We start from the raw sequence: 26,472 nt of genomic DNA, 5'->3' as shown, positions 1-26,472 counted from the left end.
CGGCGTCGCGCCCTCCCGCAGAGAGCATCCTGCCGACCCGGAGATCTGTTCGCAAGTCCTCGCGGGATGGAATTCTCACTTGCTGGCAGATTGCCGACTACAGAGCGTCATCCGAGCAGGCCGGCCTCGCGCGCGCCCTTCAGCGACGGCTTGATCGTGTGAGTCGGCCCGACCTGCTCGGCGACGGCGTCCAGGGTCTTGAGTCCCTCGCCCGTGTTGTAGACGACGGTCTCCTTCTCCGGGTCGAGCTTTCCGCTCTCCACAAGCTTCTTCAGTACGGCGACAGTGGTGCCACCGGCGGTCTCGGCGAAGATGCCGGTCGTCTCGGCCAGCAACCGGATGCCGGCGCGGATCTCGTCGTCGTCGGCGTAGTCCATCCAGCCACCGGTGCGCTTGACGGCCTCGATCGCGTACGCGCCGGCCGCCGGGTCGCCGATGTTCAGCGACTTCGCGATGCCGGTCGGCTTGACCGGGATGATCTCGTCAGTGCCCTTCTGGAGCGCGGTGGCGATCGGGTTGCAGCCGGCCGACTGCGCGCCGAAGACCGTCCAGCCGCCCTCGGGGGCCTCGGCCAGGCCGATCTCGACCAGCTCGCTGAACGCCTTGTCGACCTTGGTCAGCAGCTCGCCGGAGGCCATCGGGATGACCACCTGGGCCGGGATGCGCCAGCCGAGCTGCTCGGCCACCTCGTACCCCAGCGTCTTGGAGCCCTCGGCGTAGAACGGGCGCACGTTGACGTTCACGAACGCCGTGTCCTCGAACTCGTCGGTCTCCACGAGCTCGCCGCAGAGCCGGTTCACGTCGTCGTAGGAGCCCTCGATGGCCACCAGCTCGCCGCCGTACACGGCGGTGGTGATGATCTTGCCCTGCTCGAGGTCGTGCGGGATGAAGACGATGCTGGGGGCGCCGGCCCGAGCCGCGTGCGCGGCCACCGAGTTGGCCAGGTTGCCGGTCGAGGCGCAGGCGAAGCGGGTGAAGCCGAGACCGCGGGCCGCGGTGAGCGCGACCGAGACGACCCGGTCCTTGAACGAGTGGGTCGGGTTGGCCGAGTCGTCCTTGACGTACAGCGGCGCCCGCAGGCCGATCGCGGCGGCCAGGGCCGGGGCGCTGACCAGCGGCGTCAGGCCGGGGTCGAGGGTCACCCGGGTGGCCGGGTCCTGCCCGGCGGGCAGCAGCGCCGCGTAGCGCCAGATGTTCTGCGGGCCCGACTCGATGTCGGCCCGGGTCACCCGCGCGAGCGCCGCCTGGTCGTAGGCGACCTCGAGCGGGCCGAAACACTCGTAACAGGCGTGCTGGGCGACCAGCGGGTATTCGGCGCCACAGGCACGGCACACGAGGCCCTTGGCGGGCGAGGTGGTGGTAGCGCTGGGTGCACTGACGGTAGACGTCATCGAGGCCTTCCCTCTCATCTTTCCCCGCGGCGACCTGCCGATCAGGGACGGAATTAGCACCTGCCGCGCTCGGCCTCGTCGTCGAGACTGCGTGGTGGTTGCCGGGGCTTCATCGGGCCGTTCCCTCTGCCCCTCTGGATGAGGTATTCAGTTGTTTCCAACACCTTACGACGAAATCCCGGGATCCGGCTCCCGGGATCCCGAGGTGTGAGCCACGCCCTTAGCGGTGACGGGCGAGCATCGTCCGGACGGCCTCGGTGACCGCTTTGTCGTTGGCGGCGGCCCCCGGCGCCCAGTCGGTGAGCAGCAGCGACGGCCAGAAGACGAAGTTCGAGATCATGCCGAGGAACTGCGTGGCGGCCGTCTCGGGATCCTCGATCGCGGCGTCGGACAGATATCGGCGTACCGACTCGAAGTAGGGCATCTTACCCCGGCTGAACTGGGCCTCACCGAGCTCCGGGAAGCGCGGCAGCTCGGCGATGACGATCCGGAAGAGCGCGGTCATGCCGGGCCGGGTGAGCAGCTCGACATAGCGGCGGCCGATCGCGGTCAGCCCGGCCTCCAGGTCGCCGGCCGGCAACTCGGGGCCGCCGTCGTCCTCGGCCTGCCACGACGCGGTGACGATCGCGTCGAAGAGCGCGGCCTTGGTCGGGAACTGCTTGAACAGCGTGGCCTTGGAGACGCCCGCCGCCTCGGCGATCTTGGCCAGCGAGGTCCCGTCGTAGCCGGAGGCGAGGAACAGCCCGGTCGCCGCCTCCAGGATCGCGGCGCGCTTCCGCTCGGCGACTTCGCGGTGGTACGTGCTCATGCTCTCAGTATGCCCAATGGCGAGGTGAGTCACTTGACTCACCAACGCGTCGCATGGTGAGGTGAGCCGGTCAGCTCACCTTTCCGGGGGAATCACCATGCGCTTCACCGACCACACCGTTCTGATCACCGGCGGCACCGGCGGGATGGGCGAGAGCCACGTCCGCGCCTTCCACGCCGAAGGCGCCCACGTCGTCATCGGCAGCACCCCGTCCGGCCTGCCCCGGGCCCGCGAGCTCGCCGAGGAGCTGGGAGACAGAGCTCTTCCGGTACGCCTCGACGTCACCCGCGAAGAGGACTGGGCGGCCGCCGTGGACGCCGCCGGAGACCTCCAGATTCTGATCAACAACGCCGGCGCGCAGAACCCGCCGACCGCGATCGAGGCGACCGGCCGGGCCATGTGGGACCGCACGTTCGCCGTCAACGTGACCGGCCAGTTCCTCGGCATCAGGGCCGTCACCCCCGCGATGCGCCGCGCGGGCGGCGGCGCGATCGTCAACGTCGGCTCGACCATGGCGTACGGCGGAACGCCCCTTTACGCGTCATACGTGGCCGCGAAGTGGGCCCTGCGCGGCCTGACCCGCAGCGCCGCCCTCGAACTGGGCCGCGACAACATCCGCGTCAACGCCCTGCACCCCGGCGTCATCGCCACCAAGCTGATCACCGAGCCGGCCGAGCCCGGCGGCCGCCCGATCGCCGACTTCTACGACCCCTCCCCGTACGCGATCCCCCGCCTGGGCGACCCCGCCGACATCACCGCGGCGCTGCTCCACCTGGCCGGCGCCCCCTTCACCACGGGCACCGATGTGGTCGTCGACGGCGGCCTCCTGCTCGGCCCGGCCCTCTGACATGGCCACCGGCACCGCGATCGCCCAGGCGCTCGCCCTGACCCCCGCGTCACCCACCCGGGCCCGCATCGTCGACATCACCACGACCGGCCGCCGCACCGGCCGCCCTCGGCGCATCGAGATCTTCTTCTATCGCGTGCACGGCCGCTTCTACCTCAACAGCGGCCTGCTTCCGCCGCCCAGCTGGTACGCGAACCTGCTCGCCCACCCCGACTTCACGTTCCACCTCAAGAACGGCGTACGGGCCGACCTGCCGGCCCACGCTCGCCCGGTGACCGATCCGGACGAGCGCCGGCGGGTCTTCACCGAGGTCGTGGCCGATCTCAACCAGCACAGCAACCCCGGCACCATCACCCAGCCGACCCACCTGGCCGACTGGCTGCGCGTGAGCCGCCTCGCCGAGGTCACCTTCCCGGACTCACCCGCTGAGCCCGAGCATCTCCAGACAGGCCGGCACCCCTTCGACCACAACCGGGGGCCGAGCCTGCCCACGCCACCCGTCCCGGGTCAGCCGAAGCCGATCGGACACGAGCGCCTCCCCGTCCCGGGCATCCACCGAGATCCCGTCCCGAACGTAGCCGAGCTTGCGCGACACCCCTTGCGACGAATGGTTGTCCTGGAACACCTCGGTCAGCGCGGCGCGGGCCCCCAGATGATCGAAGGCCAACGTCAGCAGCCCGACCCGCGCCTCGGTCCCGTATCCCTGCCCCTGATGCTCGAGCCCCAGCCACGACCAGGTCTTCACCTCCCGGACGACCGCGAAGTCCACCGCCCGGAGCCCGACCAGCCCGATCGGCTCCCCGCCCCGGAACACCCCGAACCCGATCTCCCAGTCGTCCGGCCGCCACGACGCCAGAGCACCCCAATGCCCTTTGAGGACGGCCCGCGCCCGGTCCTCGGCGCTCCCCTCGGTCCACGGCGTCAGAAACGGCCGCTCCCCGGCCCGATGAACCCCTTTGCCGGCCAGCCGCGCCAGCTCCGCCAGCTCGTCCTGATCGGGAAGCCGCAACTCCACCCGAGCCACGGCAAGACGAAGCCCGAACGGAGGCCAGAGGTCAGCGATCACACCTCGATCCTGACGACCGCCCGCACTCCACGCCACCCGTTACAGGCGGAAGCCCCTTGCCCCGACCCCGCTCTATCTCCAGCTGGCCGACCTCCTGGCGGCCATGATCGAACGCGGCGACCTCAAGGAGGGCGACACCATCCCGAGCGAGTCCTACCTCCAGCAGGAGCACGGACTGGCCCGCGGCACCGTCCGTTCGGCGATCCGCGTCCTGCGCGAGCGCGGCCTGGTCACCACCGCGCCCCAGCGCGGCACCTACGTAACTCGCCGCACGGCGGACTGACTCAGCGAACGTCCGGTTGACTCTCGACCTGGTCGAGGCCGCAAGCTCCCATCGTCGAAGGGAGCGGGAATGGATCTCGGAAACCGGGTGCTCCAGCTTTGCCAGGACGGGATGCGGGCCGAGGCGCGGGGCCGGCCGGCCGAGGCGCGCGCCTTGTACGAAAAGGCCTGGGCGGCCCGGGCCGATGACTACGACGCCTGCGTGGTGGCGCACTATCTGGCTCGGCAGCAGGACAGCCCCTCGGCGGCTCTACGGTGGAACACCGAGGCCCTGCGGCATGCCGACGCCGTCGGCGACGACCGGGTCGCGACCTTCTATCCCTCGCTTCACATCAGTGTGGCCATGGCCCATGAGCAACTGGGTGATCCGGCCGCGGCCCGTGGCGCTTACGAGCGGGCGGCCGAACACGGCGCGGCGTTGCCCGCCGGCGAATACGGCGATCAGCTCCGGGCGGCGATCGCCGACGGCCTTCGGCGGCTGAGCTGACGACCTGCCGCGAAGATCGAGGGCCCACCTGACGAAAGAGCCGGCGCGACCACCCGGTGTGGTTCGCGGATTGCGAACGGTCACCGGATCGGTGGAAAGCGGAAAGGAAAGCACAGCGGCACCGAGGGACATTGGCTGTGGATATTGACGGGAGTGTTTAGAGTCTCGCGGGTGACTGCCGTTTTGGAGATTGCCGGGCTGCAGAAGACCTATCGCAGCCGCAAAGGGACGCGGAAGGCGCTCGACGGGTTCGACATGGTCGTCGAGGCCGGTCAGGTGCACGGCTTTCTCGGGCCCAACGGGTCGGGGAAGACCACCACGTTGCGAACGCTCCTGGGGCTGATCAAGCCCAATGGCGGCCGCATGGCGATTCTCGGCAAGGAGGTTCCGCGTCATCTGCCGGAGACGGCCGGGCTGGTCGGCGCGATCGTCGAGAGCCCTCAGTTCTTCGGCAATTTCAGCGCCCAGGACACGCTGTCGCTGCTGGCCGACGCCGGCAACGTGAAAAGGCAGCGGGTGACCGAGGTGCTGGAGCTGGTCGGGCTCCGCGATCGAGGCAAGGACCGGGTCAAGACCTATTCGCTCGGCATGAAACAGCGGCTCGCCGTCGCCTCCGCTCTGCTCAAGGAGCCGAAGCTGCTGATCCTGGACGAGCCCGCCAACGGCCTCGACCCGGGCGGCATCCGGGAGATGCGGTCGCTGATGCGCAACCTGGCCGAGTCGGGCATGACCGTCGTGCTGTCCAGCCACATCCTCGGTGAGATCCAGCTGATCTGCGACGAGGTCACCATCATCTCGGCCGGGCGGCGGGTCGCGTACGGCTCGGTCGCCAGCGTGCTCGCGAGCCACACCAGCTCGACCGTCAAGGTCCGGCTCGAACCGGGTGTCGACACGCGCACCGCGGTCGAGATCCTGCGGGCCAACGGCGCCCAGGTCACCGTCGAGGTCGACCACTTCACGGTCGGCAACGCCGGCAACCCGGCGCAGATCACCCGGATCCTGGCCGAGCGGCAGATCTACGTCAGCGAGCTGACCCCGGTCTCGGCCGACCTGGAGAGCGTCTTCCTGGAGCTGACCGGCACGGCGCCGGTCGAGGGCCAGAACCGCCAGGTGGATCAGACCGCGAGCGTCGGAGGGTGGGGACAGTGAGCCTCTACAAGGCGGAGACCCGGCGGCTGTTCAAGCGCCGCTTCACCAAGCTTTTCCTGCTCGGCGCCGTGGCCGTGCTGGCCGCCGTCGCCATCGGCATTTTCTTCTCGAACGAGGCGGTCGGCCCGGAGCAGATCGCCGCGGCCAAGGCCGACGCGCAGGCCCAGTTCGAGCGGGACACCCAGCAGGTGGAGAAGGACAAGGCGTCCTGCGAGGCGGCCAAGGGCACCCCGCAGGCCAACCAGTGGCCGCCGGACTGCGAGCAGCTGACCCCGCCGAGCCAGGAGAACTACAACTACGAGTGGTACATGCCGCCGACGTTCATCTTCCGGGAGAGCTTCCCGGACATGGCGACCACCCTGGCGGCGCTGCTGGCGCTGGCCGCCTTCATCATCGGCGCGTCCTTCGTGGGCGCCGAGTGGAGCAGCGGCGGCATGATGAACCTGCTGCTGTGGCGGCCGCAGCGGCTCAAGGTGCTGGGCACGAAACTGCTGACCGTCCTGCTGTCCTTCACCGTGATCACGGTGGTGGCCTCGGCGATCTGGACCGGCGTCTTCTATCTGATCGCGGAGGCCCGCGGCAGCACCGACAGCATGACGTCGGGCGCCTGGCAGTCCTTCGCGATCATGGAAGTGCGCGGTCTGGCCCTGGTGCTGGTGGCCGGGGCGGTCGGGTTCGGCCTGGCCTCGCTGGGCCGGCACACCGCGATGGCGCTGGGCGTGACGATCGGCGCCGTGATCGTGTTCCAGTTCGGACTGGGCGTGGTGCTCGAGCTGGCCAAGGTGAAGTTCGTGCAGGCCTATCTCATCCCGGCCTGGATCTCGGCCTGGATGAACAAGGAGATCACGCTTGAGGACTACAACTCCTGCGACTTCTCCTCCGTCAACGGCTGCCAGCCGGCCCAGCTGACGCTGACCTGGCCGATGGCGGCCGCCCTGCTCGGCGGTCTCTTCGTGGTCATCACCGGCGCCGCAATGTGGACGATGCGTAGTCGAGACATCACGTGACGTAAGAGCCTATGCTGACGACCATGTCCGACGAGCAGCCGCCCATCCCGGCGCCCCGCGAGCCGGATTCGGATTTAGCAAGTTCTGTGGAATTGTCCGAACGTGAACGCGAGATCCTCTCCTTCGAGGCCCGCTGGTGGAAACACGCGGGCTCCAAGGAACAGGCGATCCGCGACACGTTCGAACTCTCCTCGACGCGCTACTACCAGCTGCTGAACGCCCTGCTGGACAACCCGGCGGCCCTTGAGCACGATCCCGTGCTCGTGGGCCGCCTCCGGCGTCTCCGATCGACGAGGGCCCGTACGAGAAGGCGTTAGTGCGTTTCGGCGTACGCCTCCAGCCACGCCACCTGAGTCGGATCGAGCGACGCTCGTACGCGTTCCCGCGCGGTCGCCACGTTGGAAGCGGTCACGGTCGTCGCCTCCAGCGAGTCCCGCATCGCCGCCAGGGCCGCCTCGCGGATCAGCGCCGCGCAGTCGGCCGCCGAGAAGCCCTCCAGCTCGGCCCCGAGCGTCTTCAGATCGACCGCCTCGTCCAGCGGGACCGCCTTGGCCGAGGCCTCCAGGATCGCGGCCCGCGCGGCCGCGTCCGGCGGCGGCACGTAGACCAGGCGCTCCAGGCGGCCCGGCCGCAGCAGGGCCGGGTCGATCAGGTCGGGGCGGTTGGTCGCGCCGACCACCACCACGTTGCGCAGGTCCTCCACCCCGTCGAGCTCGGTCAGCAGCGCCGCCACCACCCGGTCGGCCGTGCCGCCGTCGGTGGCCTGCCCCCGGGTCGGTGCCAGCGCGTCCACCTCGTCCAGGAAGACCAGCGTGGGCGCGGCCTCGCGGGCCCGGCGGAACAGCTCGCGGACCGCCCGTTCGCTGTCGCCGACCCACTTGCTCAGCAGCTCGGCGCCCTTGACCGACAGCACGTTGGCCTTGCCGGTGCCGGCGATCGCCTTCACCAGATAGGTCTTTCCGCAGCCGGGCGGCCCGTAGAGCAGGACTCCGCGCGGCGGCGAGACGCCGAGCCGGGCGAACGTGTCGGGATAGGTCAGCGGCCACAGCACCGACTCGGTGAGCACCTGCTTGACGTCGGCCAGGTCGCCCACGTCGTCGAGGGTCACGGCGGCCACCTCGAGCGTCGAGTCGGCCATCGAGGTGGGCCGCACGACGTCGAGCGCGCCCTCGAAGTCGGCCATGGTCACGGTCGGCGACTCGGCCTCCTTCTGCCGCAGGGCCGCCCGCACACCGGCCTCGCGGGCCAGCGCTCCCAGGTCGGCGGCGACGAAGCCGGGTGTGCGCCCGGCGATCTCGTCGAGGCGTACGTCCTCGGCCAGGGGAACGCCGCGGGTGAGCACGCCGAGTTGCTCGCGGCGCAGGGCCGCGTCCGGCAGGGGCACGGCCAGCTGCACGGCGAGCAGGTCGGGCGAGCGGAGCGACGGGTCGACCGACTCGGGCCGGCTGGTCGTGCCGACCACCGCCGCCCCGGACCGCACGACCTCCTCCAGGACCTGCCGGAAGACCGTGGCGATCGGCTTGGGCTCATCGCGCGGCGCCAGCGCTTCGACGTCGGAGAAGAGCAGGACCGTCGGTTTCCCCGTACGGGCGTCACGGGCCAACTCGCGCAGGCGCGCGGCGGCCGAGTCGGCGGCGAGCGCGGCCAGCTCCGGCGCCCACACCTGCACCACCCGCGCGCCGACCTGCGCGGCCACCGCCCGGACCAGAGCGGACTTGCCCGACCCGGCCGGGCCTGACACCAGTACCCCCAGTGAGACCTTGGTGTTCAGCCGGGCCAGCACCTCGCCGTGGTGGAAGCCGAGGTCGAGCAGTTCCTCCAGCTCCTTGGCCTGGGCCCGCAGACCGGGCAGGTCGTCGATGCTCGGCGGCGGCACGTCGGGATCGGTCGAGGCCGGCGCGTGCGGCTGGGCGGCCGGGCCCGGCACCGGTGACGAGCTCTGCCCGTCCTGCCAGCCGACCACGGTGTCCATGGTCACGACCGCCGACGCGGCGCCCTCGACCGCGGTGACCGTGAGCAGCGCCGTCGTCCACTGATAGCCGAGCCGGTTGCGCAGGTTGCGCCCGATGTCCTGCACCGGCATGCGCTGGCCCTCGCGCAGCGGCACGTCCTGCGGATAGAGCGAGACGTTGTCGCCCTCGCTGAGCACCTTGCCGAGCAGCGCCAGGCGCAGGATCTCGGGCGAGACCAGCGCGACCACGTCGGCCGGGCCGGCCAGCGTGACCCGGCGGGCCGCCACCGCCGGCAGCTTGGCCACGGTGACCCGGGCGCCGTCGCGGATGCCCAGGTTGCCCAGGGTGAGATCGTCGGCGTACAGGAACTCGCGGCTCGCGGACGCCTCGGCCTTGGCGGCCAGCGCCGCGGTCGTCCGGCCGCCGCTCAGGCGTACGGGATCACCGGGGTTGATCGTCAAGGCGGTCATGACCGCCGGATGCAGCCGGACCACACCACGGCGGTTGTCGAGACCGGCCAGCCGAAGGGTCGCCGTCAGCGTGAGTTCTTCGTCCACCGGGACAACGCTATCGTCCGTTTGCTCCTGAGAGGTTTCACAGCCGCCGCTCAGACGCGGCCGGATAGCGTTTCGGCATGTCTTGGTCATCACGGCTGCCCCGGCTCACCCGCAGCCGCGTCATCGCCGGCGCTGTGGTCCTCGTGCTCGTCGCGGGGCTGGTCGGGTGGGCCGCGTGGCCGGAGAGCAGGAACTGGACCTCCAAGGACCAGATGATCACCGTGCCGACCGGCGCCGGCGGCAGCGGCTCGGTCGCCCTCGACACCCGGCTCTACCTGCCGAAGGACCACGACGGCAAGGTCCCGGCGGTGCTGCTCGCGCACGGCTTCGGCGGCACCAAGGAGTCGGTCAGCGACGACGCCGAGTCGCTCGCCGACCGCGGCTACGCCGTGCTGACCTGGACCGCGCAGGGCTTCGGCCGCAGCGGCGGCCAGATCCACCTGGACAGCCCCGACTACGAGGTGCGCGACGCCCAGGGCCTGCTCGACTGGCTGGCCGGGCAACCCGAGATCCGCACCGACGCGACGGGAGACCCGCGCGTCGGGGTGGTCGGCGGCTCGTACGGCGGCGCCCTGGCCCTGATGCTCGCCGCCCAGGACCAGCGGGTCGACGCGATCGTTCCGTCGATCACCTGGAACGACCTCAGCAACGTCTTCCTGCAACAGTCGGCCGCGACCGGGACCACCGGCGTCTTCAAGAAGGGCTGGGCCGGCGTCTTCTTCGGCAACGGCGGCTCCCTCGAGTCCGCGGACGGCCCGCCGCCGGCCGCCGAGACGGCCAACCCCGCCTGCGGCCGTTTCGCGGCCGACGTCTGCGCCGCCTATCTCCAGGTCGCGACCACAGGCGTACCCGATCAGAAGACCCTCGACCTGCTCCGTAAGTCGAGCCCGGCCCCGGTCCTCAGCAAGATCAAGGCGCCCACGCTGCTCGTGCAGGGCGAGGTCGACACGCTCTTCCCGCTCTCCGAGGCCGACGCCAACGCCAAGGGCATCGCCGCCGCCGGCACCCCGGTGCGGGTCGCCTGGTTCACCGGCGGCCACGACGGCGGCGCCGGACCGCAGACCGACCAGGACAGGGTGAAGTTCCTGACCGTGCAGTGGCTCGACCACTACGTGAAGGGCGAGGGCGACAAACCGTCCGACAGTTTCACGTACTCGCGGGTGGCCGGCTTCAGCGCGCTCGACCGGGGCCTGGTGACGAACGGGTACTCCACCGACTCGTACCCCGGCCTCGGCGGAACCGGAAGCACCCAGATCTCCCTGGAGGGATCGGCGCAGCCGATCGCCAACCCGCCGAACGGCAACCCGGGCGCGCTGTCGTCGCTGCCCGGCACCGGCGGCCGGCTCAGCACGCTGCTGGCCGGTGTCGCGGCCGACATCCCCGGCCAGTTCGCCTCGTTCGAGTCGCAGCCGGTCGGCCAGGCCGTCGACGTGGCGGGAGCCCCCACGATCCGGCTCCGGGCCGCCTCGCCGACCGGTGAGGCCACGCTCTTCGTCAAGCTCTACGACGTGGATCAGCAGGGGGCCGAGACGCTCAGCGCCGGCCTGATCGCCCCCGTCCGGCTCACCGGCCTGCCCACGAGCATCGACGCCGCGCAACCGGTGACGGTCACGCTTCCCGCGATCGTCCGCCAGATCGACAAAGGCCATTCCGTACGGGTCGTGGTCGCCACCACCGACCAGGCGTTCCTCTCGCCCACCGAGCCCGCCACGTACACCGTCGCGGTCGAGCCGGCGCTGACCCTGCCGACCGTCGTGGGCGAGCCGATCGCCAATCCGCAGACCGTGTGGCGCTACGTCCTGGCCGGGCTCCTGCTGGTCATCGCGCTCGGCCTGGCCGTGGTTCTTCTCGTACGCCGCCGCCGGCTCCGCCGGCAGCACACCCCCACGTCGCAGGAGTACGCGGACACGCCGCTCGTGGTGAAGGGGCTGCGCAAGGCGTACGGGGACGGGTTCGTGGCCGTCGAGGAGATCAGCTTCACCGTCTCGCGGGGCCAGGTGGTGGGCCTGCTCGGGCCGAACGGCGCCGGCAAGACGACCACGCTGCGGGTGCTGATGGGCCTGACCATGCCGACCGCCGGCGAGGCCCTGGTCTTCGGCCACCGGCTGGTCCCCGGCTCGCCGGTGCTGTCGCGGGTCGGCGCGCTCGTCGAGGGCCCCGGCTTCATGCCGCACATGACGGGCTGGGAGAACCTGCAGGCGTACTGGAAAGCCACCGGCCGACCCGCCGAGGACGCGCACTTCGAGGAGGCCCTGGCCATCGCCGGCCTGGGCGACTCGGTGCACCGCCGCACCCGCAAGTACAGCCACGGCATGCGCCAGCGCCTGGCCATCGCCCAGGCCATGCTGGGCCTGCCCGAGCTGCTCGTGCTCGACGAGCCGACGGACGGCCTCGACCCGCCGCAGATCGCCGAGATGCGCCGCGTGCTGAAGCGCTACGCCACCGACGGCCGGGCGGTGCTGGTCTCCAGCCACCTGCTGGCCGAGGTGGAGCAGACGTGCACCCACGCGGTGGTGGTCAACAAGGGCCGGATCGTGGCCTCGGGCCCGGTCGAGGACATCGTCGGCGAGTCCCCGTCGGTGCAGATCGAGGTCTCGGACGTGCCCGCGGCGTCCCGGGTCCTCAGCGACCTGGGCGTGCGCTCGGTGACCCCCGACGGCCCGAGCGGCCTGATCGTGGACGTGAACGGCACCCCGCGCTCCGAGGTGGTCGCCTCGCTGGTGCGGGCCGGGGTGGACGTGGACAGGGTGGTGCCCCGCCGGCGCCTCGAGGACGCTTTCCTGGCCCTGGTCGGGGAGAGCTCGGCAGGAAGTGGAGACCGATGAGCGTGCTCGCGAACCCCGGTGCGACCGGCTACCGGCCGTCCCGCACCCTGCCCATCTGGGCCGAGGTACGCCGCCAGGCGTCCCGCCGCCGCACGCAGGGCGCCCTCGGCTTCATGGTCCTGCTGCCGCTGATCGTCCTGATCGCCTTCGCCTTCGGCGGCAACAGCGACGAGGAATCCGAGGGCAGCGCCTTCGGCAGCCTGGTCGACCTGGCCACCTCCGGCGGCCTGAACTTCGCCCTGTTCTGCCTGGCCGTGTCGGCCGGCTTCCTGCTGGTCGTGGTGGTGGCCCTGTTCTGCGGCGACCCGGTGGCCAGCGAGGCGGGCTGGGGCAGCCTCAGATATCTGCTGGCCATCCCGGTCCCCCGGGCCCGCCTGCTGGCGGTGAAGCTGATCGTGGCCCTGCTCTACTCCTTGGCCGCCCTGCTGACCCTGACGGTGACGGCACTGATCGCCGGCACGATCCGCTACGGCTGGCACCCCTTGGGCAGCTCGGTGGCGGCCGAGATCCCACCGGGCCAGGGCCTGCTCCGCATCCTGGGCGTGGCCGCCTACCTGGCCGTCTCGATGCTGATCGTGGCCGGCATAGCTTTCCTGCTGACGGTCCTGACGGACGCCCCGCTGGCCGCGGTGGGCGGAGCGGTGATGCTCTGGATCCTGTCCAGCATCCTCGACCAGATCACGGCCCTGGGCGGCATCCGCAACATCCTGCCCACGCATTACAGCGACGCCTGGATGGGTTTGCTCTCCACCCCGGCCCAGATAGACGACTTGGTGAAGGGCGCCATCGCCGCCGTCTGCTACGCCACGGTGTGCTGGTCCTTGGCGTTCTGGCGCTTCACCCGCAAGGACGTCACTTCCTGAGCACCGACAGCCCGGGTCGTACGATCAGAGCGGGGAGGTAAGCAGACGGCGACGTCGAACAGCGCACCGCCCGGTTCCCGGTACGCCGACCAGCGGCACTATGTGGTCGCGGCGAGCCTGGACAGCCTGCGCGGCCCGATGAGGGGCATCGTCACCCTCGACCGAGGGCTGGACTGGTCCGGTGACGGCACCTACGACCTGGAAGATGCCGGCGACCTCCAAGTGATGTACCAGACCGTGCTGAACCAGGCGTCAACCACTGACGATCTGAGCCGATGGCTCAGCGGCGACATTTTGCGCCAAATCTGGCCGAGCCTGTGGCTTCCCGTGCGTCTGCGAACGCTGTGGCAGTCCCATTTCCCCGAATTGGCCGGCTGAGGGATGGAGCCGGGCCTCCTCAAACTGGCGGAGCTCGGCCTCCAGGTGGCGGCCCAGTATGGCTTCGCCTTGGCTGGCGGCTTCGCCGTCCAAGCGTTTCGCTCAGTGGCGCGACGACCTCCTGACCCTCGGCTCGTAGCGGCGACCGCCGGCCGTCACGCCCTGAAGGCGCCGATTGCGTTCCTGGTCGCCTCGTCAAGTTCTTCGAGGTCCACAGCTCTGGCCACCGCCCGAAGCCGTGCCGCCTGATCGGTGTGCCGCTCCCAATAGCTGTGTGGCGCCCGCACCACCGCGGCCAGCAGGTCGCCGGGGTAGAAGTCGCCCTCGGCCAGCGGATCGCGCTCCAGCTCGTCCAAGGCCAGCGGCACGAGCGTCTCGAGCCCCTCCTTCTGCCCGATGAGCACGCGCAGCCCTTCCACGCCCAGCGTCCCCACCGGCTGCCTCCGCAACGTATAGACCGTCGCCATCAGCCGTGAGGCATCCGCCGGCGGCTCGCCCCAGGCCTTCCCCTCGATCTCTTCCAGCGACTGCTGCACGTCTGTCTCCTAAATACGGGGTACGAACTGCTCCGAATGATCGAGCAGGCGGCTGGCTTCGGACAACTCGCTCTGATAGGCGGCGCGTTCCGCCTCACTCGTCCGTGAGTCGCCGAGCAACCGCTTGAGCTGATCGATCCGGCGGGTGAGACCGCGTTGCGCGTTGCGTACCTCGTCCACGTGATCCCACGGCTGACCGGACGGCTTCCGGGCGACGACCTCTCCGTTCAGTTCCCGGCGGGCCGCATCCAGGTCCCGGTCGGTCAGGTGTTCCTTCATCCGGTCGGTCTTCGTCGGCACCGACCGCGACGGCTGGCTCCCACTCATCGGCGAGACCGCGTCCTCGCCGGCGGCGTGCTGCATGAGAGACGTGGTGGCGGCGCCTGTGATGGCCACCCCAGTGGTGATCCCGGCGGCGGAGACCACATTGAGAGGTACGCCGGCAACAGCTCCCACGCCAGTCGCGTCGAGCGCGAATCCGAGCCCTTCCCCGCCCGCGCTGACCGCGGTGAGCAGCAGCCCGCCGGCCAGGGCAGCGGTCTCGCCCGGATGCTGGATCATCGCGTTGCCGAACGAGGCCAGCCCGTTGACGACGTCCGCGCCCACATCGAGCGCGAAGTCGCCCACAGCATCCAGCCAACTCGACTCCTCCGGCGCCGCGTCCGCTTCCGCATCGAGGAACCGCGCCGCAGTGTCACCCTCCTGAACGACCTGGTCACGCGCGTTCCGCAGGGTGTCCCCGCGCCGCCTGCCGCCAGGCCTCACCACTGTCCACGAAGGGCGCGACGACCTGCCCCGGCACCGCCTGTGCCACCTGCTGGTCATACGCCTGCCGGGCGCGCGCCGACGCGGCCTCACCCTCGTCCCACAGCCGGATCGCCTCGGCCGCCTGGCCCTGCGCCCATCGCAGCGTGCCCGCGTAGACGGCCAGACCGTCGGCGGCGGTGGCAAGCGAGTTGGACGCTTCGTACCACTTGTTGGGCTCGTAACTGAACTTCTCCCGAAACGCGTCGCCGGCCGCACCCGTCCACGCGCCGGTGTCGATGTCAACCAGGCCGTCGCCGGCCTTTTCCGCGTTCGCCGCCCTGTTCTGCAACGCCCGTACGTTGCTCTCCACCGCCCCCGGATCACCCGGCACCAACACCAGCGGATCGTGGGTCTGCCCGAGTTCAGTCATCGACGACTCCCTCGGCGGGGTCGGTGGTCAGGCGTCCCGCCGAGGCGGCGTCCGCCGACCGGTAGGCCCTCGCCGCCTCGTCCAGGATCTTCCCGATCGCCTCGGCGTCCTCCACGAGGATGTCGAGACCCTCGTTCCACCGGTCGCAGAAGTTCTCCATCGCCCGGTGCAATCCCGCGTGCCCGTAGGCACCGGCCGCCCCGTCCAGATTTTCCAGAGCGGAGTCGCGCTGGTCAGCCACGCTTTGCCTGATGCCCGCCGAGGCCGATTCCAGGACCTCGACCTCCACGTGAAACCCGAGACCGTCCATCGTCTCTCGCCTGCCTTCACCCCATGTCGGCGGTCCGTCGAACGTCGCTCCCGCGAGGCTAGACCTCACACGCAATATCGACGTTGATCAAATTCATGCGGTGAATGGGCCCGGGAGCGGGACGCCGGGCGGCGCGCTGGGGGAGACTTGCGGGCGGATGCGATAAATGCGAGGCCGGAGGCTGGCTAGATGACTGCTGTTCAGGACATTCCGCTGCGGACGATCGACGGGGAGACCACCTCGCTCGCGGCGTATGACGGGCAGGTTCTGCTCGTGGTCAATGTGGCCTCGAAGTGTGGGCTCACGCCCCAGTACGACGGGCTGGAAAAGCTTCACGAGCGGTTCCGCGACAGCGGCTTCAGTGTGCTCGGCTTCCCGGCCAACGATTTCATGGGGCAGGAGCCGGGGACCGATGAGGAGATCGCCGAGTTCTGCCGGAGCACCTTCGACGTTCAGTTCCCGATGTTCTCGAAGATCTCGGTCAAGGGCGAGGAGCAGCATCCCCTGTACGCCGCTCTGACCGCGGCCCGGCAGCACGAGGACGGCAGCGCTGACGTGCAGTGGAACTTCGAGAAGTTCCTGATCTCGCGCACGGGCGAGGTCGTCGGCCGGTTCTCGCCGCGGGTCACTCCGGACGACGAGACCCTGGTCGAGGCGATCAAGCAACAGCTCTAGGCGCAGATGACCTGTACTCCGGCGTCCCTGAGCGCGGCCACCACCTCGGGCGGGGCGCCGGAGTCGGTCACCAGGGTCTCGACCTTGCCGATCGGGCAGATGCGGGCGAAGGCGTGCCCGCCCAGCTTCGACGAGTCGGCGATCACCACGACCCTCTTCGCCCGGGCCACCATCAGGCTGTTCATGGCCGCCTCGCCCTCGTGGTGGGCCGCCGCGCCCAGCTCCACGTCGAGCGCGTCCACGCCGAGCAGCACGATGTCCAGCGTCACTTCCTTCAGCAGCGCCCCGCCGAGCGGCCCCACCAGCTCGAACGACTGGGGCCGGACCACGCCGCCGGCCACGACGATCTTCATGCGGGAGCGGACCAGCAGCTCGTTGGCGATGTTCAGCGCGTTGGTCACCACCGTGAGCTGGGCGCCCTCGCCGCCGGCGTTCAGGTCGGGGCGTACGGCCAGGGCCCGCGCCACCTCGGTCATCGTCGTGCCGCCGTTGAGGCCGACGACCGTCCCGGGGGTGACCAGGCGGGCCGCGGCCTCGCCGATGCGCTGCTTCTCGGCCGAGTGCTTGGCGCTCTTGTAGCGCAGCGGCAGGTCGTACGACACCCCGTTGGCGACGGCGCCGCCACGGGTGCGGGTGATCATCTGTTGCTGGGCCAGCTGGTCGAAGTCGCGGCGGATGGTGGCCTGCGAGACGTCCAGGCGCTCAGCCGCGTCCTCCACGCTGACCCGGCCACTCTCCGCGAGTAACTCGAGCAGGGCATTCCACCGCGCGTACCGGTCCACCGAGACTCCCCGATGAGCGTTCCATGATAAGAGTGTGCACATTAGTGAGCGAAAGCCCGGGAAGCAAACCTCGGCTCTGCGCGGTACGTCAAACAATGCTTGCATCCACGGCGGCCTTCCACGCAGAATGGCGCTCGAAAGTGCCTAAAACCGAGCGCATATGCGCAGCGACGCACGGTGTGAAGGGTGACCCATGAGCTACGTCAAGGTGGAGATCGCCAGCCAGCCCGAGTGCTGGCGCAAGGCCGCCGAGCTGGCCGGCTCCCCGGGCCTTCCGGAGCGGGGCGAGAGGGTCGCCGTCGTCGGGTGCGGCACGTCGTGGTTCATGGCCAAGGCGTACGCCTCCTTGCGCGAGCGGGCCGGCCACGGCGAGACCGACGCGTTCCAGGCGTCGGAGTTCCCGCCGGGAAGAAAGTATGACCGGATTGTCGCGATCACCCGCTCGGGTACCACGACCGAGGTCCTTGACCTGATCAAGGAACTCGACGACGTCACCGTGATCACGGCCGTGGCGGAGGAAAAAGCGGCGAAAGCCGCGGCCCACGCCATCGTGCTCGACTTCGCCGACGAGCAGTCGGTCGTGCAGACCCGCTTCGCCACCAGCGCCCTCGCGCTGCTGCGCTCCCACCTGGGCGAGGACATGGACCCGGTCGCGGCCGACGCCGAGGTCGCCATCCGCCTGCCGCTGCCGGTGCACCCGGCGCTGGCCGAGCAGATCACCTTCCTGGGCCGGGGCTGGACCGTCGGCCTGGCCGAGGAGGCCGCCCTGAAGTGCCGGGAGGCCGCCGGATATTGGGCCGAGGCGTACCCGGCCATGGACTACCGGCACGGCCCGATCGCGATCGCCGCCCCGCGCCGCGTCGTCTGGGCCTTCGGCGACGTCCCGGCCGGCCTGGCCGACGACGTCGAGGCGACCGGCGCCTCGTTCGTGCACAGCCGCCACCACGGCGGTTACGCCGCCCTCGGCAGCTGGTGCGGCGGGCGGGCCCCGCTCGACCCGATGGCCGACCTGGTCGTGGCCCAGCGCGTGGCCGTGCTGCTCGCCACCAGCCAGGGCCTCGACCCCGACCACCCCCGCAACCTGACCCGCTCCGTGATCCTGGGATGACGAACGTCGTCGTCGCGCTGGACGTCGGCGGCACGGGCATGAAGTGTGCCCTGGTCGGCGCCGACGGCACGGTCCACCACTCCGAACGCCACCCCACCCTGGCCGAGCGCGGCCCCGAGGCCGTCCTCGACAACATCGTCGACATCGCCGACGGGCTCGCGGCCACGGCCCGGGCCAAGGACCTGACCCCCGTCGCCACCGGCATCGCCGTTCCCGGCGTGGTCGACGAGGCCCACGGCGTCGCCGTCTGGTCGTCCAACATCGGCTTCCGCGACGTCCCGGTGCGCGACCCCCTGGAGAAGAGGCTCGGCCTTCCGGCCGCGCTGGGTCATGACGTCCGCGTCGGCGGCATCGCCGAAGCACGGCTGGGCGCCGGCCGCGGCCGTGGTCACGTGCTCTTCGTGGCCATCGGCACCGGCATCGCGGCCGCCCTGGTGGTCGACGGCGCCGGATATTCGGGCGCGCACGGCGCCGCCGGCGAGCTCGGCCACATCGTGGTCCGCCCCGGCGGCAACCCGTGCGGCTGCGGCCAGAACGGCTGCCTGGAGGCGCACACGTCGGCCAAGGCGGTCGGCCGCCGCTACGCGGAGCTGTCCGGCCGGCCCGGCGCGACCGCGTTCGACGTGGTCAGCCGTCTGGAGACGGACGAGCTGGCCCGCACGGTGTGGCGCGAGACGATCGACGTGCTGGCCGACGGCCTGCTCATCGCCCAGGCCCTGTACGACGTCGACGTGCTGGTGCTGGGCGGCGGCCTGGCCGAGGCGGGCGAGGCGCTGCTCGGCCCGCTGCGAGAGGCGTTCGCCGCGCGGGTCACCTTCCACCGGATCCCCGGGATCGTCCGGGCCGAGCTCGGCGACGAGGCCGGCTGCATCGGCGCGGCCCTGCTCGCCCTCGACCACTTGGAGTCACTGTGACCCGCATCGGCGGCCGCATCGTCCGTCCCGGCGCCGTCGTCGAGGGCTACGTCGAGGTCGACGGCCCGACGATCCTTGAGGTCGGAGCTCACGGGGGCGCGGGCGACGACGTGATCGTGCCCGGCTTCGTCGACATCCACTGCCACGGCGGCGGCGGGCACACCTTCACGACCGGCGACGCCGGCTCGGCCCGGGCCGCGGCCGCCTTCCACCTGGGCCACGGCACCACGACCATGCTGGCCAGCCTGGTCAGCTCCCCCTTCGAGCTGATGCGCGACGCGACCGCGGCCTATCTGCCGCTGATCGACGAGGGCGTCATCGCGGGCGTGCACTACGAGGGCCCGTACCTCTCCGAGGCCCGCTGCGGCGCCCAGAACCCGGCCTATCTGCGCGACCCCTCGATCGACGAGCTGCAAGAGCTGATCAAGACCGCGGCCGTACGTCTCGTGACGGTCGCCCCCGAGCTTCCGGGCGCCCTGGAGGCGATCGCCTTCCTGCGCGAGAACGGGGTCGCCGCCGCCGTCGGGCACACCGACGCCACGTACGAGCAGACCCTGGCCGGCGTCCGGGCCGGCGCCGCCGTCGGCACCCACCTGTTCAACGGCATGCGCCCGCCGCACCACCGCGAGCCCGGCCCGGTGATCGGCCTGCTGTCGTCGCCGGTGGTGTGCGAGCTGATCGCCGACAACATCCACCTGCACCCGGGCATGCTGTCGTTCGCGGCCCGGACCGCCGGACCGGACAAGGCCGCGCTGATCACCGACGCCATGGACGCCACCGGCATGGCCGACGGCACCTACGACCTGGGCGGCCAGGAGGTCACCGTGGCCGAGGGGGTGGCCCGGCTGGCCCGCAACGGCTCGATCGCCGGCAGCACCCTGACCATGGACGTGGCCCTGCGCAACGCGGTCGCCGCCGGCATCCCGCTCGAGGACGCGGCCGCCATGGCCAGCACCACCCCGGCCCGGGTCCTCGGCCTCGCCGATCAGACCGGCGCGCTGGAGGCCGGCCTGAGCGCCGACCTCGTCGTACTGAATCCGGACTTAACGGTGAAGCGCGTCATGCGGCGCGGGGTGTGGATTTAAAGGGCGCTCCCAGCCTCCAAGCCGCGGCAGAGGCACCGAGTCCCAGGGGACCCGTTCGACGATGCGCGCCAGCACCAGCCCGAGCAGCAGCCCGGCCACGGAATCGGTCAGCCAATGGAAGCCGGTGTAGACGGTCGTGCAGAAGACGATCGCCACCGGAACGAAACGGATCAGAACGGTCTGAGCCGCCGTCAGGGGCCGCCGGAGCAGCGCCGCGATCAGAAGTGCCAGCACCGCGTACCAGACCAGCGAGTTGCCCAGGTGCCCCGACGGATAGCTCATCGCCTCGGCCCCGGAGGCGTACGGATTGTGCATGACCGTCTTGTCGGGCCCGTCGAAACGCGGCGCCGCGCGGTCGGCCCAGATCTTCAGGGGCCCGATGGTGACGTACGTCAGAACGAAGCCCGCCACAAATGGCAGCAGCGCACGCACCGACCGGGTCCGCCACAGCAGCACCCCGGTCAGGATCAGCGCGACCGGCATCAGCACCTGACCGCCCTGCCCGAAGTAGTTCAGCACCCGGGCCGTCCAGTAGACCGGATCGGGCTGGTGCGCGAACGCCCAGTCGGCCACCCGCTGATCGAGCGTCAGCAGGTGGCCGTTGATCAGGGCGACGGTGAGCGCGACGAACGCCGCGAGGAACGCGACGTCGGGCCACCAGCTCTTCGGTTTACGCACGCCTTCAAAACTAGATGTACTTGCCCAGCCTCGCGGCCAGCAGGTCGCCGCGAACCCCGGAGTTGGGGCAGCCGCCGAAGTGGTGCAGCGCCACGACCTTGTCGGTCTTGCGGGACAGCACCGGCGAACCGGACGAGCCGCCCTCGGTGTCGCAGTAGTACGCGACGTCCGACTGGGTGGCGTAACCGTTGTAGCCGGGATCGACCACCGAGCAGTTGCCGGCCTTCTCGCCGAGCGACCCGGCGATCCGGGTGGGCTCGCCGGCCGGGTGCTGCGGGACGTAGAGCTCCTGGTTCTTCGCCGGGCGGGCGGTGTCGAGGGTCAGGTAGCCGAATTTCCGTACGGCCGCGAAGTTGGAGACCGAGAAGAGCGTGTAGTCGTAGACCCGGTCGGTCGTCAGGACGCTGGCGCCCCAGACCTTGGTCGGCTTGTAGACGTCGTAGCCGCCGCACTGCGCGCACTGGTAGTTGAACCAGACCTCGGTGTCGTGGGCCTCGGCCGTGCTGGTGAAGCAGTGGTTGTTGGTGAGCATGCGGTTCTGGGCGCCGATCCGCCAGCCGGTGCACAGCTCGGTCCCGTTGATCAGGAGCCGGGCGATGGCCTTCGACTTGGTGTAGGCGACCGGGTCGGACGAGCGGTAGCAGACCGCGTCGGCCGAGGTGTCGCTGCCGCAGACCGACTCCTCCTTGCCCGTACGCCCGGGCGCCGTCAGCTGCTTCTCGGGTTGTGCCCGCTGCTCGGAGCGGCTGAAGCCCTTGGCCACCCGGTCGACGTCGACGCCGAGCGTGCCCAGCAGCTCGCCGAGCCGCAGCGGATCGGCCGGGCCCCGGTGCATCTCCAGCACGGCGGTGTCGCCGGTGACCGACATGGCCCAGCGGTCGCTGTCGTGGTCGCTGAGCTCGGGAGCGTCGTAGCGGTAGGACTCGGTGCCGTCGGCGTTGGAGACGGTCACGTAGTCGCCCGGCAGCATCTCCATGCGGGAGAAGTGCAGCTTCACATAGGACGCGCCCGGATAGCGGAACGTCTCCTTCTTCGGCTGGCCGCCCAGATAGCCGAGCAGCCGGCGCACGTTGAGCAGCTCTCCGACCTTCTGCCGGCCGTCGCCCTTCACCGCGGACGCCGACTCGTGCCGGCCCTCCTGATCAAGCGCCTCTTCCTCGGCGGCCCCAGGGGCCACTGTGACCGATGAGGCGGACGGCGCCGGGGCCACCGCCGCGCCCGGCAGGCCCGCCATCGGCGCCGCTTCGGCCTGGGCCGCCTGTTCCGCGAGTTCCGCTTGTTCCGCTTGTTCCGCTGCGACGGGCGTGCGCTCCACCGGCGCGGGCGCCTGTTGCCAGGTGCCGACGGGCCGTTTGTCACCCGCGGCCCTCCACGCGGTCGCGCCGGCCGTGCCGGTCAGGGCCAGAGCCGCGCAGGCCGCGACTGCTATGCCTGCCTTACGTCGCATTTAGTTCAACCCGCCATTCACGTCATATCAGGGACATATGTGCTAATCAGGCGTTCTCGCTTGTGTGTAACGAGCCACCTGCGGCAGCGACGCGCCGGGGAGACCGTGCACACTGGTTCGGTGCGAATCACTTCCGCCGTCGTCGACCCAGCGCTGCTGGAACTGCCGTGGGGCATTCCGCTGGAGGAATGGCCCGCGGATCACCTGGTTGCCCTGCCCCAGGGCATCTCCCGCCACATCGTGCGGTTCGTGAAGCTCAACAACGTCGTCTACGCCCTCAAGGAGACCCGGGAACGGATCGCCGAGAAGGAGTACGACCTGCTGCGCGCGCTCGAGCGCATCGACTTCCCCGCGGTCGAGGCGGTCGGCATCGTCACCGACCGCGAGGACGCCAACGGCGAGCCGCTGGAGAGCGTGCTGATCACGCGGCACCTCCAGTTCTCGCTGCCCTACCGCGCGCTGTTCTCGCACGTGCTGCGGCCGAACACGCTCAACCGCCTGCTCGACGCGCTGGCCGCCCTGGTGGTGCGCATGCACCTCACCGGCTTCTCGTGGGGCGACTGCTCACTGTCCAACACGCTGTTCCGCCGTGACGCCGGCGCCTTCGCGGCCTATCTGGTCGACGCCGAGACCGGCAACCTCTACCCCAAGCTCTCCGAGGGCCAGCGCAGCGAGGACGTCGAGATCCTGCGGCTCAACATCTTCGGCGAGCTGCTCGACCTCGAGGCGGCCGAGCTGCTGCACGAGTCGATCGACCCCGAGGCCGTGGTCGACGACATCGTGGCGCGCTACGAACGGCTGTGGCACGAGGTGACGTACGAGCAGAAAGTGCCCCGTGACGACGCCCGGCACGACATCGAGGGCCGCATCCGCCGCCTCAACGAGCTCGGCTTCGACGTGGCCGAGGTGGCCATGTCCACGACGGACGGGGGCTACCGGGTGCGCCCCAAGGTCGTCGACGCCGGCTATCACACCCGCCGCCTGCTGCGCCTGACCGGCCTCGACGCCGAGGAGAACCAGGCCCGGCAGCTGCTCAACGACCTGGACACCTACCGCGCCGAGAGCCTGCTCACCGACGAGCAGCAGGCCGCGCACCGCTGGCTCACCGAGGTCTTCGAGCCGGTGGTCCGGGCCGTGCCGCCCGACCTGCGCCGCAAGCTGGAGCCCCAGGAGATCTTCACCCAGGTCATCCAGCACAAGTGGCTGCTCTCCGAGCAGGCCGGCCGTGACGTGGGTATGGCCGCGGCCGTGCAGTCGTACCTCAAGGACATCCTGGCCAAGAAGCCCGACGAGCAGGCCGTCCTCGGCGTCGAGGTCGGCTCACTCGCCGGCGGCGTCTAGCTCGTCCAGCGGCCGCGCCGCCTGCTCGAGCAGGACCCGCAGGCCGGCCCGGCGGGCCACCACCACGATCTCGTCGCCCGGCGCCAGCACGCGCCGGGCGTCGGGCAGCCAGTCGACCCATTCGGAGCCGGCCGCGGTCATCCCGATCACCCGGGCGCTCTCGGGGCGGTCGGCGCTCCGCACGGCGGCCCCGTCCAGGGCCGAGCCGGGCATCACCTTGACCGCCGCGACCAGCAGCGCGTGCCGCTCGACCGGGATGGTGGCCAGCACCTCGCGTTCCAGCATGGCGGCGGCGAAGGCCGGCGCGCACAGCCGCGAGACGCTGCGGGAGATGTCGATGTTGAACGCGTCCTGCACCCGCCGCGCGAAGTCGTCGTCGTAGAGCCTCAGCACGACCCGAATGCCGTCGCGGGCCTGGCGGGCGTGCAGGGCGGCCTGCAGGTTGACCGAGTCGTCGGTGGAGACCACGACCAGCGCCTGGCAGTTGGCGATCGACGCCGAGCGCAACGTCGCCTCCAGCGCCGCGTCGCCGATGATCACCGGGACGTCCAGGTCCTCGGCGACCTTCACGCCGCGAGCCTCCGGATTACGGTCGATCGCCACCACGTCGAGGCCGAGATCGATCAGCTGGCGCAGCACCCGGGTGCCGACGTTGCCCAGCCCGACCAGCACGATGTGACCCGAGTAGACCTTGAGGATCTCGCCCCGGTCGAGGGCCAGCCGCGTCTTGACCACGCCGTCGACCACGGCTGCGGTGACCAGCGGCAACAGCGCCACCCCGGCCAGGGTCAGCACCAGCTGGGCAGCCTGGGCCGCGGGCTTGTTGTTCTCCTCCACATCGGACGAGCCGACCACGGTCAGTAACGTGATGTAGATCGACTTCCAGAATCCCTGCACGCCGGTGAAGTGGCTCAGCAGCACACCGGAGACCAGGGTGAGACCGAGCGCGACCAGCACGGCGATGCCGAGCTTGCGGCTCAGGCCGACCCGGATGGCCCGGCCTATCGACAGCCACGGCCGCCGGCGCCGCCCCTCGCGGGACAGCCGGCGGGCGGCCACCGCCTGCGCGGCCGGGCGGCGGCCGGCCTCGGCCAGCACGAGATCGGCCGGCTTGGCCTCCGAGGCCGGCGGCAGCACGGTGGTCTTGCCCCGGCCGTCCGATGTGGCCAGCGTGAGCAGGACAGCGTCGTCCGGCACGTCGGCCCGCTGGGCCACGTTCATGGTGCGGGACGCGTAGCGGAAGTGGGTCGGCGCGACCTCGCCGAGCGCGGCCGCGACGAAGGCCGGCGCGGCCATCGCGGCATCCGAGAGCACCGCGCAATCGGCGAAGAGCCGCCGGACGCCGTACGCCAGACCGGTGTTGAACATGCGGATGACCAGCCGCAGGTCGCCCTCGACGGCGCGGGCGCAGAGAGCGGCGTGCAGATTGACCATGTCGTCGGGCATCACCAGGGCCAGCGCGTCGGCCCCGGCCAGGCCGGCGTCGCGGAACGTGCGCTCGTCGAGCCGGGTCGCGGTGATCACCTTGACGCCGCGGGCCCGCAGGTCACCCAGATCGGGGACGGCCGTCTTCAGCTCGGGTGGGGTGATCAGGGTGAGCCGGACCCGGTGCCCGGAGCGCGCCAGCTCCTCGGCCAGCGTGTAGACCAGGGCGTCCGATCCGCAGATCACCATGTGCGGGCGGGCGTCGTTCGTGCGCTCGCGCAGCCGGGCCATGAGGGATCTGCCTTGATCGGTTGCCACGCCGCGATCGTAACCAGCCGGAACCCGCCGCCGGGGCCGCTCGTTGCCCCATCCGAGCCTTAAGTCCGAATTGGGTTAAAGGTCAGCATCCCCCAGTCGCCAGGAGGAGTTCAGTGCGCAAAACGATCGTCGCCGGAGCGGTGCTCGCCGGAGGGATCTTCCTGTTCGGGGCCACCCCCGCGCAGGCCGATCTGCTGCCGGGCGCGGGTACCGACACCGCCGAGCAGCAGCTCGACCAGCGTCTCGCCGACGTGCTCGGCCAGAGCAACGGCGTCAATGTGGACAATCCGCTGCGCTACAGCTCGCTCAACGACAGCCCGCTCGCCCAGAACCCGGTCGTGGGCTTCAAGGCGCCGACAGGCACGCCCGACCTGAACCCGCTGCTGCCCGGCAACGCCGCCAACGAGCCCAAGCCGCAGCTCCCGGCGGCCGACGTGGTCGGCGGTGCGCTGCAGCGCACCCGTAGCGGCCAGGCCCTCGACCGCCCGCTGCGCGACGTCCCGGTCCAGGAGCTCCCGCTCCAGGGCTCTCCCCTTCAGCAGCTGCCCCTTCAGCAGCTCCCCCTGCGGCAGCTGCCGCTCCAGCAGCTCCCGCTGCTCAACAACTCCGGCGGCCTGCCGCTGGTCGGCGGCCTGCTCATGCCCGACGGACAGCCGTCGGCCGGCCTGACCCGGCCGATCGCCCGCAAGGCGACCGGCGACCCCGCGGACACCAGCGGCCTCCCGGCCGGTGGCATGGCCATCGTCCCGGCCGCCGACGCCGGTTTCGCGCAGGCCAAGCCGAACAAGCGGCCCAAGCCCGCTCCCGTCGCCGCCACCACGGCGGCCCCGGAGGACCCGCGCCTGCACGAGGAGCCGATCGACGAGCACCGCCAGTTCTCGCCGAACGGCCGCCCGGTCGCCGGGATCGACCAGCAGTACAAGTAGCCCTTTCAGCAGGAAGGGGCGCGGCCCCCGGGGGGGGGGGGGGGGGGTTTGGGGGGGGGGGCGGCCCCGCGCCCCCCCCCCCCCCGGGCCGGCCCCCCCCCCCCCCCCCCCGCCGGACGCTGTGGCGGGGAACCAACA

The 26,472-nt window shown here is 70.9% G+C and carries 27 protein-coding genes, 1 pseudogene and 1 riboswitch; of the genes and pseudogenes, 16 read left to right on the top strand and 12 right to left on the bottom strand.

Annotated features, from left to right (window positions below):
- Positions 1 to 107 precede the first annotated feature (107 nt).
- Positions 108 to 1,391: a threonine synthase gene (gene thrC / locus ACFY36_RS20575; protein ID WP_499747597.1), complete on the bottom strand. Its 1,284-nt coding sequence runs from the start codon at positions 1,389 to 1,391 to the stop codon at positions 108 to 110.
- A gap of 11 nt (positions 1,392 to 1,402) precedes the next feature.
- A riboswitch (SAM riboswitch) is annotated at positions 1,403 to 1,536 on the bottom strand.
- A 75-nt stretch (positions 1,537 to 1,611) separates the two neighbouring features.
- Complete coding sequence (locus ACFY36_RS20570; protein ID WP_499747596.1) at positions 1,612 to 2,199, bottom strand: TetR/AcrR family transcriptional regulator; 588 nt, start codon at positions 2,197 to 2,199, stop codon at positions 1,612 to 1,614.
- Between the two features lie 97 nt (positions 2,200 to 2,296).
- Between ACFY36_RS20570 and ACFY36_RS20565 the strand changes: the two genes are divergently transcribed.
- A complete protein-coding gene (locus tag ACFY36_RS20565; protein WP_499747595.1) occupies positions 2,297 to 3,046 on the top strand; it encodes an SDR family NAD(P)-dependent oxidoreductase in 750 nt (249 codons plus the stop codon).
- Positions 3,003 to 3,308 (top strand): annotated as a pseudogene (locus tag ACFY36_RS20560) (nitroreductase/quinone reductase family protein); the annotation flags it as partial. The gene ACFY36_RS20565 and the pseudogene ACFY36_RS20560, both read left to right, overlap by 44 nt.
- A gap of 156 nt (positions 3,309 to 3,464) precedes the next feature.
- Here the strand turns inward: ACFY36_RS20560 and ACFY36_RS20555 are convergent.
- Positions 3,465 to 4,061, bottom strand: a complete 597-nt coding sequence (locus ACFY36_RS20555; protein WP_499747594.1) for a GNAT family N-acetyltransferase — start codon at positions 4,059 to 4,061, stop codon at positions 3,465 to 3,467.
- 133 nt (positions 4,062 to 4,194) lie between these two features.
- Here ACFY36_RS20555 and ACFY36_RS20550 point away from each other — a divergent pair, with 133 nt between their 5' ends.
- The 5 genes from ACFY36_RS20550 to ACFY36_RS20530 all read left to right on the top strand — a co-directional run bounded on the left by ACFY36_RS20550 (position 4,195) and on the right by ACFY36_RS20530 (position 7,354).
- Entirely contained in the window at positions 4,195 to 4,395 is a 201-nt protein-coding gene (locus ACFY36_RS20550; protein ID WP_499748187.1) for a winged helix-turn-helix domain-containing protein, read from the top strand.
- A gap of 69 nt (positions 4,396 to 4,464) precedes the next feature.
- Positions 4,465 to 4,881, top strand: coding sequence for a hypothetical protein (locus ACFY36_RS20545; RefSeq protein ID WP_499747593.1), 417 nt, complete (start codon positions 4,465 to 4,467; stop codon positions 4,879 to 4,881).
- A 171-nt stretch (positions 4,882 to 5,052) separates the two neighbouring features.
- Positions 5,053 to 6,030 carry an ATP-binding cassette domain-containing protein gene (locus tag ACFY36_RS20540; RefSeq protein ID WP_499747592.1) on the top strand — a complete coding sequence of 326 codons (978 nt, stop codon included), beginning with the start codon at positions 5,053 to 5,055 and terminating at the stop codon, positions 6,028 to 6,030.
- Complete coding sequence (locus ACFY36_RS20535; protein WP_499747591.1) at positions 6,027 to 7,037, top strand: ABC transporter permease subunit; 1,011 nt, start codon at positions 6,027 to 6,029, stop codon at positions 7,035 to 7,037. Before ACFY36_RS20540 ends, ACFY36_RS20535 begins: the two co-directional genes overlap by 4 nt.
- Positions 7,038 to 7,060: 23 nt before the next feature.
- The gene (locus tag ACFY36_RS20530) at positions 7,061 to 7,354 is read left to right on the top strand and encodes a DUF3263 domain-containing protein (RefSeq protein ID WP_499747590.1); all 294 of its coding nucleotides are present in this window, start codon (positions 7,061 to 7,063) and stop codon (positions 7,352 to 7,354) included.
- Here ACFY36_RS20530 and ACFY36_RS20525 read toward each other — a convergent pair.
- Positions 7,351 to 9,546, bottom strand: coding sequence for an AAA family ATPase (locus tag ACFY36_RS20525; RefSeq protein WP_499747589.1), 2,196 nt, complete (start codon positions 9,544 to 9,546; stop codon positions 7,351 to 7,353). The genes ACFY36_RS20530 and ACFY36_RS20525 overlap by 4 nt on opposite strands.
- 77 nt (positions 9,547 to 9,623) lie before the next feature.
- Between ACFY36_RS20525 and ACFY36_RS20520 the strand changes: the two genes are divergently transcribed.
- From ACFY36_RS20520 to ACFY36_RS20510, 3 genes are all read left to right on the top strand, one after another.
- A complete protein-coding gene (locus tag ACFY36_RS20520) occupies positions 9,624 to 12,371 on the top strand; it encodes an alpha/beta fold hydrolase (RefSeq protein WP_499747588.1) in 2,748 nt (915 codons plus the stop codon).
- Positions 12,368 to 13,234, top strand: coding sequence for an ABC transporter permease (locus tag ACFY36_RS20515; RefSeq protein ID WP_499747587.1), 867 nt, complete (start codon positions 12,368 to 12,370; stop codon positions 13,232 to 13,234). Before ACFY36_RS20520 ends, ACFY36_RS20515 begins: the two co-directional genes overlap by 4 nt.
- Positions 13,235 to 13,372: 138 nt before the next feature.
- On the top strand, positions 13,373 to 13,612 hold the full coding sequence (locus tag ACFY36_RS20510; protein ID WP_499747586.1) for a hypothetical protein: 240 nt from the start codon (positions 13,373 to 13,375) through the stop codon (positions 13,610 to 13,612).
- Positions 13,613 to 13,767: 155 nt separating this feature from the next.
- Here the strand turns inward: ACFY36_RS20510 and ACFY36_RS20505 are convergent, their stop codons facing one another.
- From ACFY36_RS20505 to ACFY36_RS20490, 4 genes are all read right to left on the bottom strand, one after another.
- The gene (locus ACFY36_RS20505; RefSeq protein WP_498692763.1) at positions 13,768 to 14,148 is read right to left on the bottom strand and encodes a contact-dependent growth inhibition system immunity protein; all 381 of its coding nucleotides are present in this window, start codon (positions 14,146 to 14,148) and stop codon (positions 13,768 to 13,770) included.
- 9 nt (positions 14,149 to 14,157) lie between these two features.
- Positions 14,158 to 14,775, bottom strand: a complete 618-nt coding sequence (locus ACFY36_RS20500) for a polymorphic toxin type 28 domain-containing protein (protein WP_499747585.1) — start codon at positions 14,773 to 14,775, stop codon at positions 14,158 to 14,160.
- 88 nt (positions 14,776 to 14,863) lie between these two features.
- On the bottom strand, positions 14,864 to 15,325 hold the full coding sequence (locus ACFY36_RS20495; protein WP_499747584.1) for a putative T7SS-secreted protein: 462 nt from the start codon (positions 15,323 to 15,325) through the stop codon (positions 14,864 to 14,866).
- The gene (locus tag ACFY36_RS20490; RefSeq protein WP_499747583.1) at positions 15,318 to 15,635 is read right to left on the bottom strand and encodes a hypothetical protein; all 318 of its coding nucleotides are present in this window, start codon (positions 15,633 to 15,635) and stop codon (positions 15,318 to 15,320) included. Before ACFY36_RS20490 ends, ACFY36_RS20495 begins: the two co-directional genes overlap by 8 nt.
- 189 nt (positions 15,636 to 15,824) lie before the next feature.
- Between ACFY36_RS20490 and ACFY36_RS20485 the strand changes: the two genes are divergently transcribed.
- Positions 15,825 to 16,310: a glutathione peroxidase gene (locus ACFY36_RS20485; RefSeq protein WP_499747582.1), complete on the top strand. Its 486-nt coding sequence runs from the start codon at positions 15,825 to 15,827 to the stop codon at positions 16,308 to 16,310.
- Here the strand turns inward: ACFY36_RS20485 and ACFY36_RS20480 are convergent.
- Complete coding sequence (locus ACFY36_RS20480; protein ID WP_499747581.1) at positions 16,307 to 17,092, bottom strand: DeoR/GlpR family DNA-binding transcription regulator; 786 nt, start codon at positions 17,090 to 17,092, stop codon at positions 16,307 to 16,309. The two genes, ACFY36_RS20485 and ACFY36_RS20480, sit on opposite strands and share 4 nt — an antisense overlap.
- A gap of 193 nt (positions 17,093 to 17,285) precedes the next feature.
- On the opposite strand from ACFY36_RS20480, the gene ACFY36_RS20475 reads away from it, so the two are divergent.
- The 3 genes from ACFY36_RS20475 to nagA are packed head-to-tail and all read left to right on the top strand — an operon-like array spanning position 17,286 to position 20,199.
- Positions 17,286 to 18,200 (top strand): SIS domain-containing protein, encoded by a 915-nt coding sequence (locus tag ACFY36_RS20475; protein WP_499747580.1) that lies wholly within the window; start codon positions 17,286 to 17,288, stop codon positions 18,198 to 18,200.
- Entirely contained in the window at positions 18,197 to 19,114 is a 918-nt protein-coding gene (locus ACFY36_RS20470; protein ID WP_499747579.1) for an ROK family protein, read from the top strand. The genes ACFY36_RS20475 and ACFY36_RS20470 overlap by 4 nt, the downstream gene beginning before the upstream one ends.
- On the top strand, positions 19,111 to 20,199 hold the full coding sequence (gene nagA, locus ACFY36_RS20465; protein ID WP_499747578.1) for an N-acetylglucosamine-6-phosphate deacetylase: 1,089 nt from the start codon (positions 19,111 to 19,113) through the stop codon (positions 20,197 to 20,199). Before ACFY36_RS20470 ends, nagA begins: the two co-directional genes overlap by 4 nt.
- On the opposite strand, the gene ACFY36_RS20460 is transcribed toward nagA, so the two are convergent.
- Positions 20,158 to 20,877 carry a phosphatase PAP2 family protein gene (locus tag ACFY36_RS20460; protein WP_499747577.1) on the bottom strand — a complete coding sequence of 240 codons (720 nt, stop codon included), beginning with the start codon at positions 20,875 to 20,877 and terminating at the stop codon, positions 20,158 to 20,160. The two genes, nagA and ACFY36_RS20460, sit on opposite strands and share 42 nt — an antisense overlap.
- 10 nt (positions 20,878 to 20,887) lie before the next feature.
- On the bottom strand, positions 20,888 to 22,324 hold the full coding sequence (locus ACFY36_RS20455; RefSeq protein ID WP_499747576.1) for a trypsin-like serine peptidase: 1,437 nt from the start codon (positions 22,322 to 22,324) through the stop codon (positions 20,888 to 20,890).
- Between the two features lie 120 nt (positions 22,325 to 22,444).
- Between ACFY36_RS20455 and ACFY36_RS20450 the strand changes: the two genes are divergently transcribed.
- A complete protein-coding gene (locus ACFY36_RS20450) occupies positions 22,445 to 23,665 on the top strand; it encodes a DUF4032 domain-containing protein (RefSeq protein ID WP_499747575.1) in 1,221 nt (406 codons plus the stop codon).
- On the opposite strand, the gene ACFY36_RS20445 is transcribed toward ACFY36_RS20450, so the two are convergent.
- Positions 23,645 to 25,408 (bottom strand): potassium channel family protein, encoded by a 1,764-nt coding sequence (locus ACFY36_RS20445; RefSeq protein ID WP_499747574.1) that lies wholly within the window; start codon positions 25,406 to 25,408, stop codon positions 23,645 to 23,647. The genes ACFY36_RS20450 and ACFY36_RS20445 overlap by 21 nt on opposite strands.
- A gap of 113 nt (positions 25,409 to 25,521) precedes the next feature.
- Between ACFY36_RS20445 and ACFY36_RS20440 the strand changes: the two genes are divergently transcribed.
- Entirely contained in the window at positions 25,522 to 26,334 is an 813-nt protein-coding gene (locus ACFY36_RS20440) for a hypothetical protein (protein ID WP_499747573.1), read from the top strand.
- Positions 26,335 to 26,472: the final 138 nt, after the last annotated feature.

The organism is Actinoplanes sp. NPDC000266 (assembly GCF_042899005.1).
Lineage (GTDB): Bacteria > Actinomycetota > Actinomycetes > Mycobacteriales > Micromonosporaceae > Actinoplanes.
This window is presented reverse-complemented; position numbering and strand designations above follow the sequence as displayed.

Excerpts from the sequence above, each read along its gene's own strand:
- ACFY36_RS20485 (WP_499747582.1), top strand. The coding sequence starts at position 15,825 with ATGACTGCTGTTCAGGACATTCCGCTGCGGACGATCGACGGGGAGACC.
- ACFY36_RS20515 (WP_499747587.1), top strand. The coding sequence starts at position 12,368 with ATGAGCGTGCTCGCGAACCCCGGTGCGACCGGCTACCGGCCGTCCCGC.
- ACFY36_RS20570 (WP_499747596.1), bottom strand. The coding sequence starts at position 2,199 with ATGAGCACGTACCACCGCGAAGTCGCCGAGCGGAAGCGCGCCGCGATC.
- ACFY36_RS20520 (WP_499747588.1), top strand. The coding sequence starts at position 9,624 with ATGTCTTGGTCATCACGGCTGCCCCGGCTCACCCGCAGCCGCGTCATC.
- ACFY36_RS20530 (WP_499747590.1), top strand. The coding sequence starts at position 7,061 with ATGTCCGACGAGCAGCCGCCCATCCCGGCGCCCCGCGAGCCGGATTCG.
- ACFY36_RS20475 (WP_499747580.1), top strand. The coding sequence starts at position 17,286 with ATGAGCTACGTCAAGGTGGAGATCGCCAGCCAGCCCGAGTGCTGGCGC.
- ACFY36_RS20470 (WP_499747579.1), top strand. The coding sequence starts at position 18,197 with ATGACGAACGTCGTCGTCGCGCTGGACGTCGGCGGCACGGGCATGAAG.
- ACFY36_RS20490 (WP_499747583.1), bottom strand. The coding sequence starts at position 15,635 with ATGGACGGTCTCGGGTTTCACGTGGAGGTCGAGGTCCTGGAATCGGCC.
- ACFY36_RS20510 (WP_499747586.1), top strand. The coding sequence starts at position 13,373 with ATGAGGGGCATCGTCACCCTCGACCGAGGGCTGGACTGGTCCGGTGAC.
- ACFY36_RS20545 (WP_499747593.1), top strand. The coding sequence starts at position 4,465 with ATGGATCTCGGAAACCGGGTGCTCCAGCTTTGCCAGGACGGGATGCGG.
- ACFY36_RS20565 (WP_499747595.1), top strand. The coding sequence starts at position 2,297 with ATGCGCTTCACCGACCACACCGTTCTGATCACCGGCGGCACCGGCGGG.
- ACFY36_RS20495 (WP_499747584.1), bottom strand. The coding sequence starts at position 15,325 with ATGACTGAACTCGGGCAGACCCACGATCCGCTGGTGTTGGTGCCGGGT.
- ACFY36_RS20455 (WP_499747576.1), bottom strand. The coding sequence starts at position 22,324 with ATGCGACGTAAGGCAGGCATAGCAGTCGCGGCCTGCGCGGCTCTGGCC.
- thrC (WP_499747597.1), bottom strand. The coding sequence starts at position 1,391 with ATGACGTCTACCGTCAGTGCACCCAGCGCTACCACCACCTCGCCCGCC.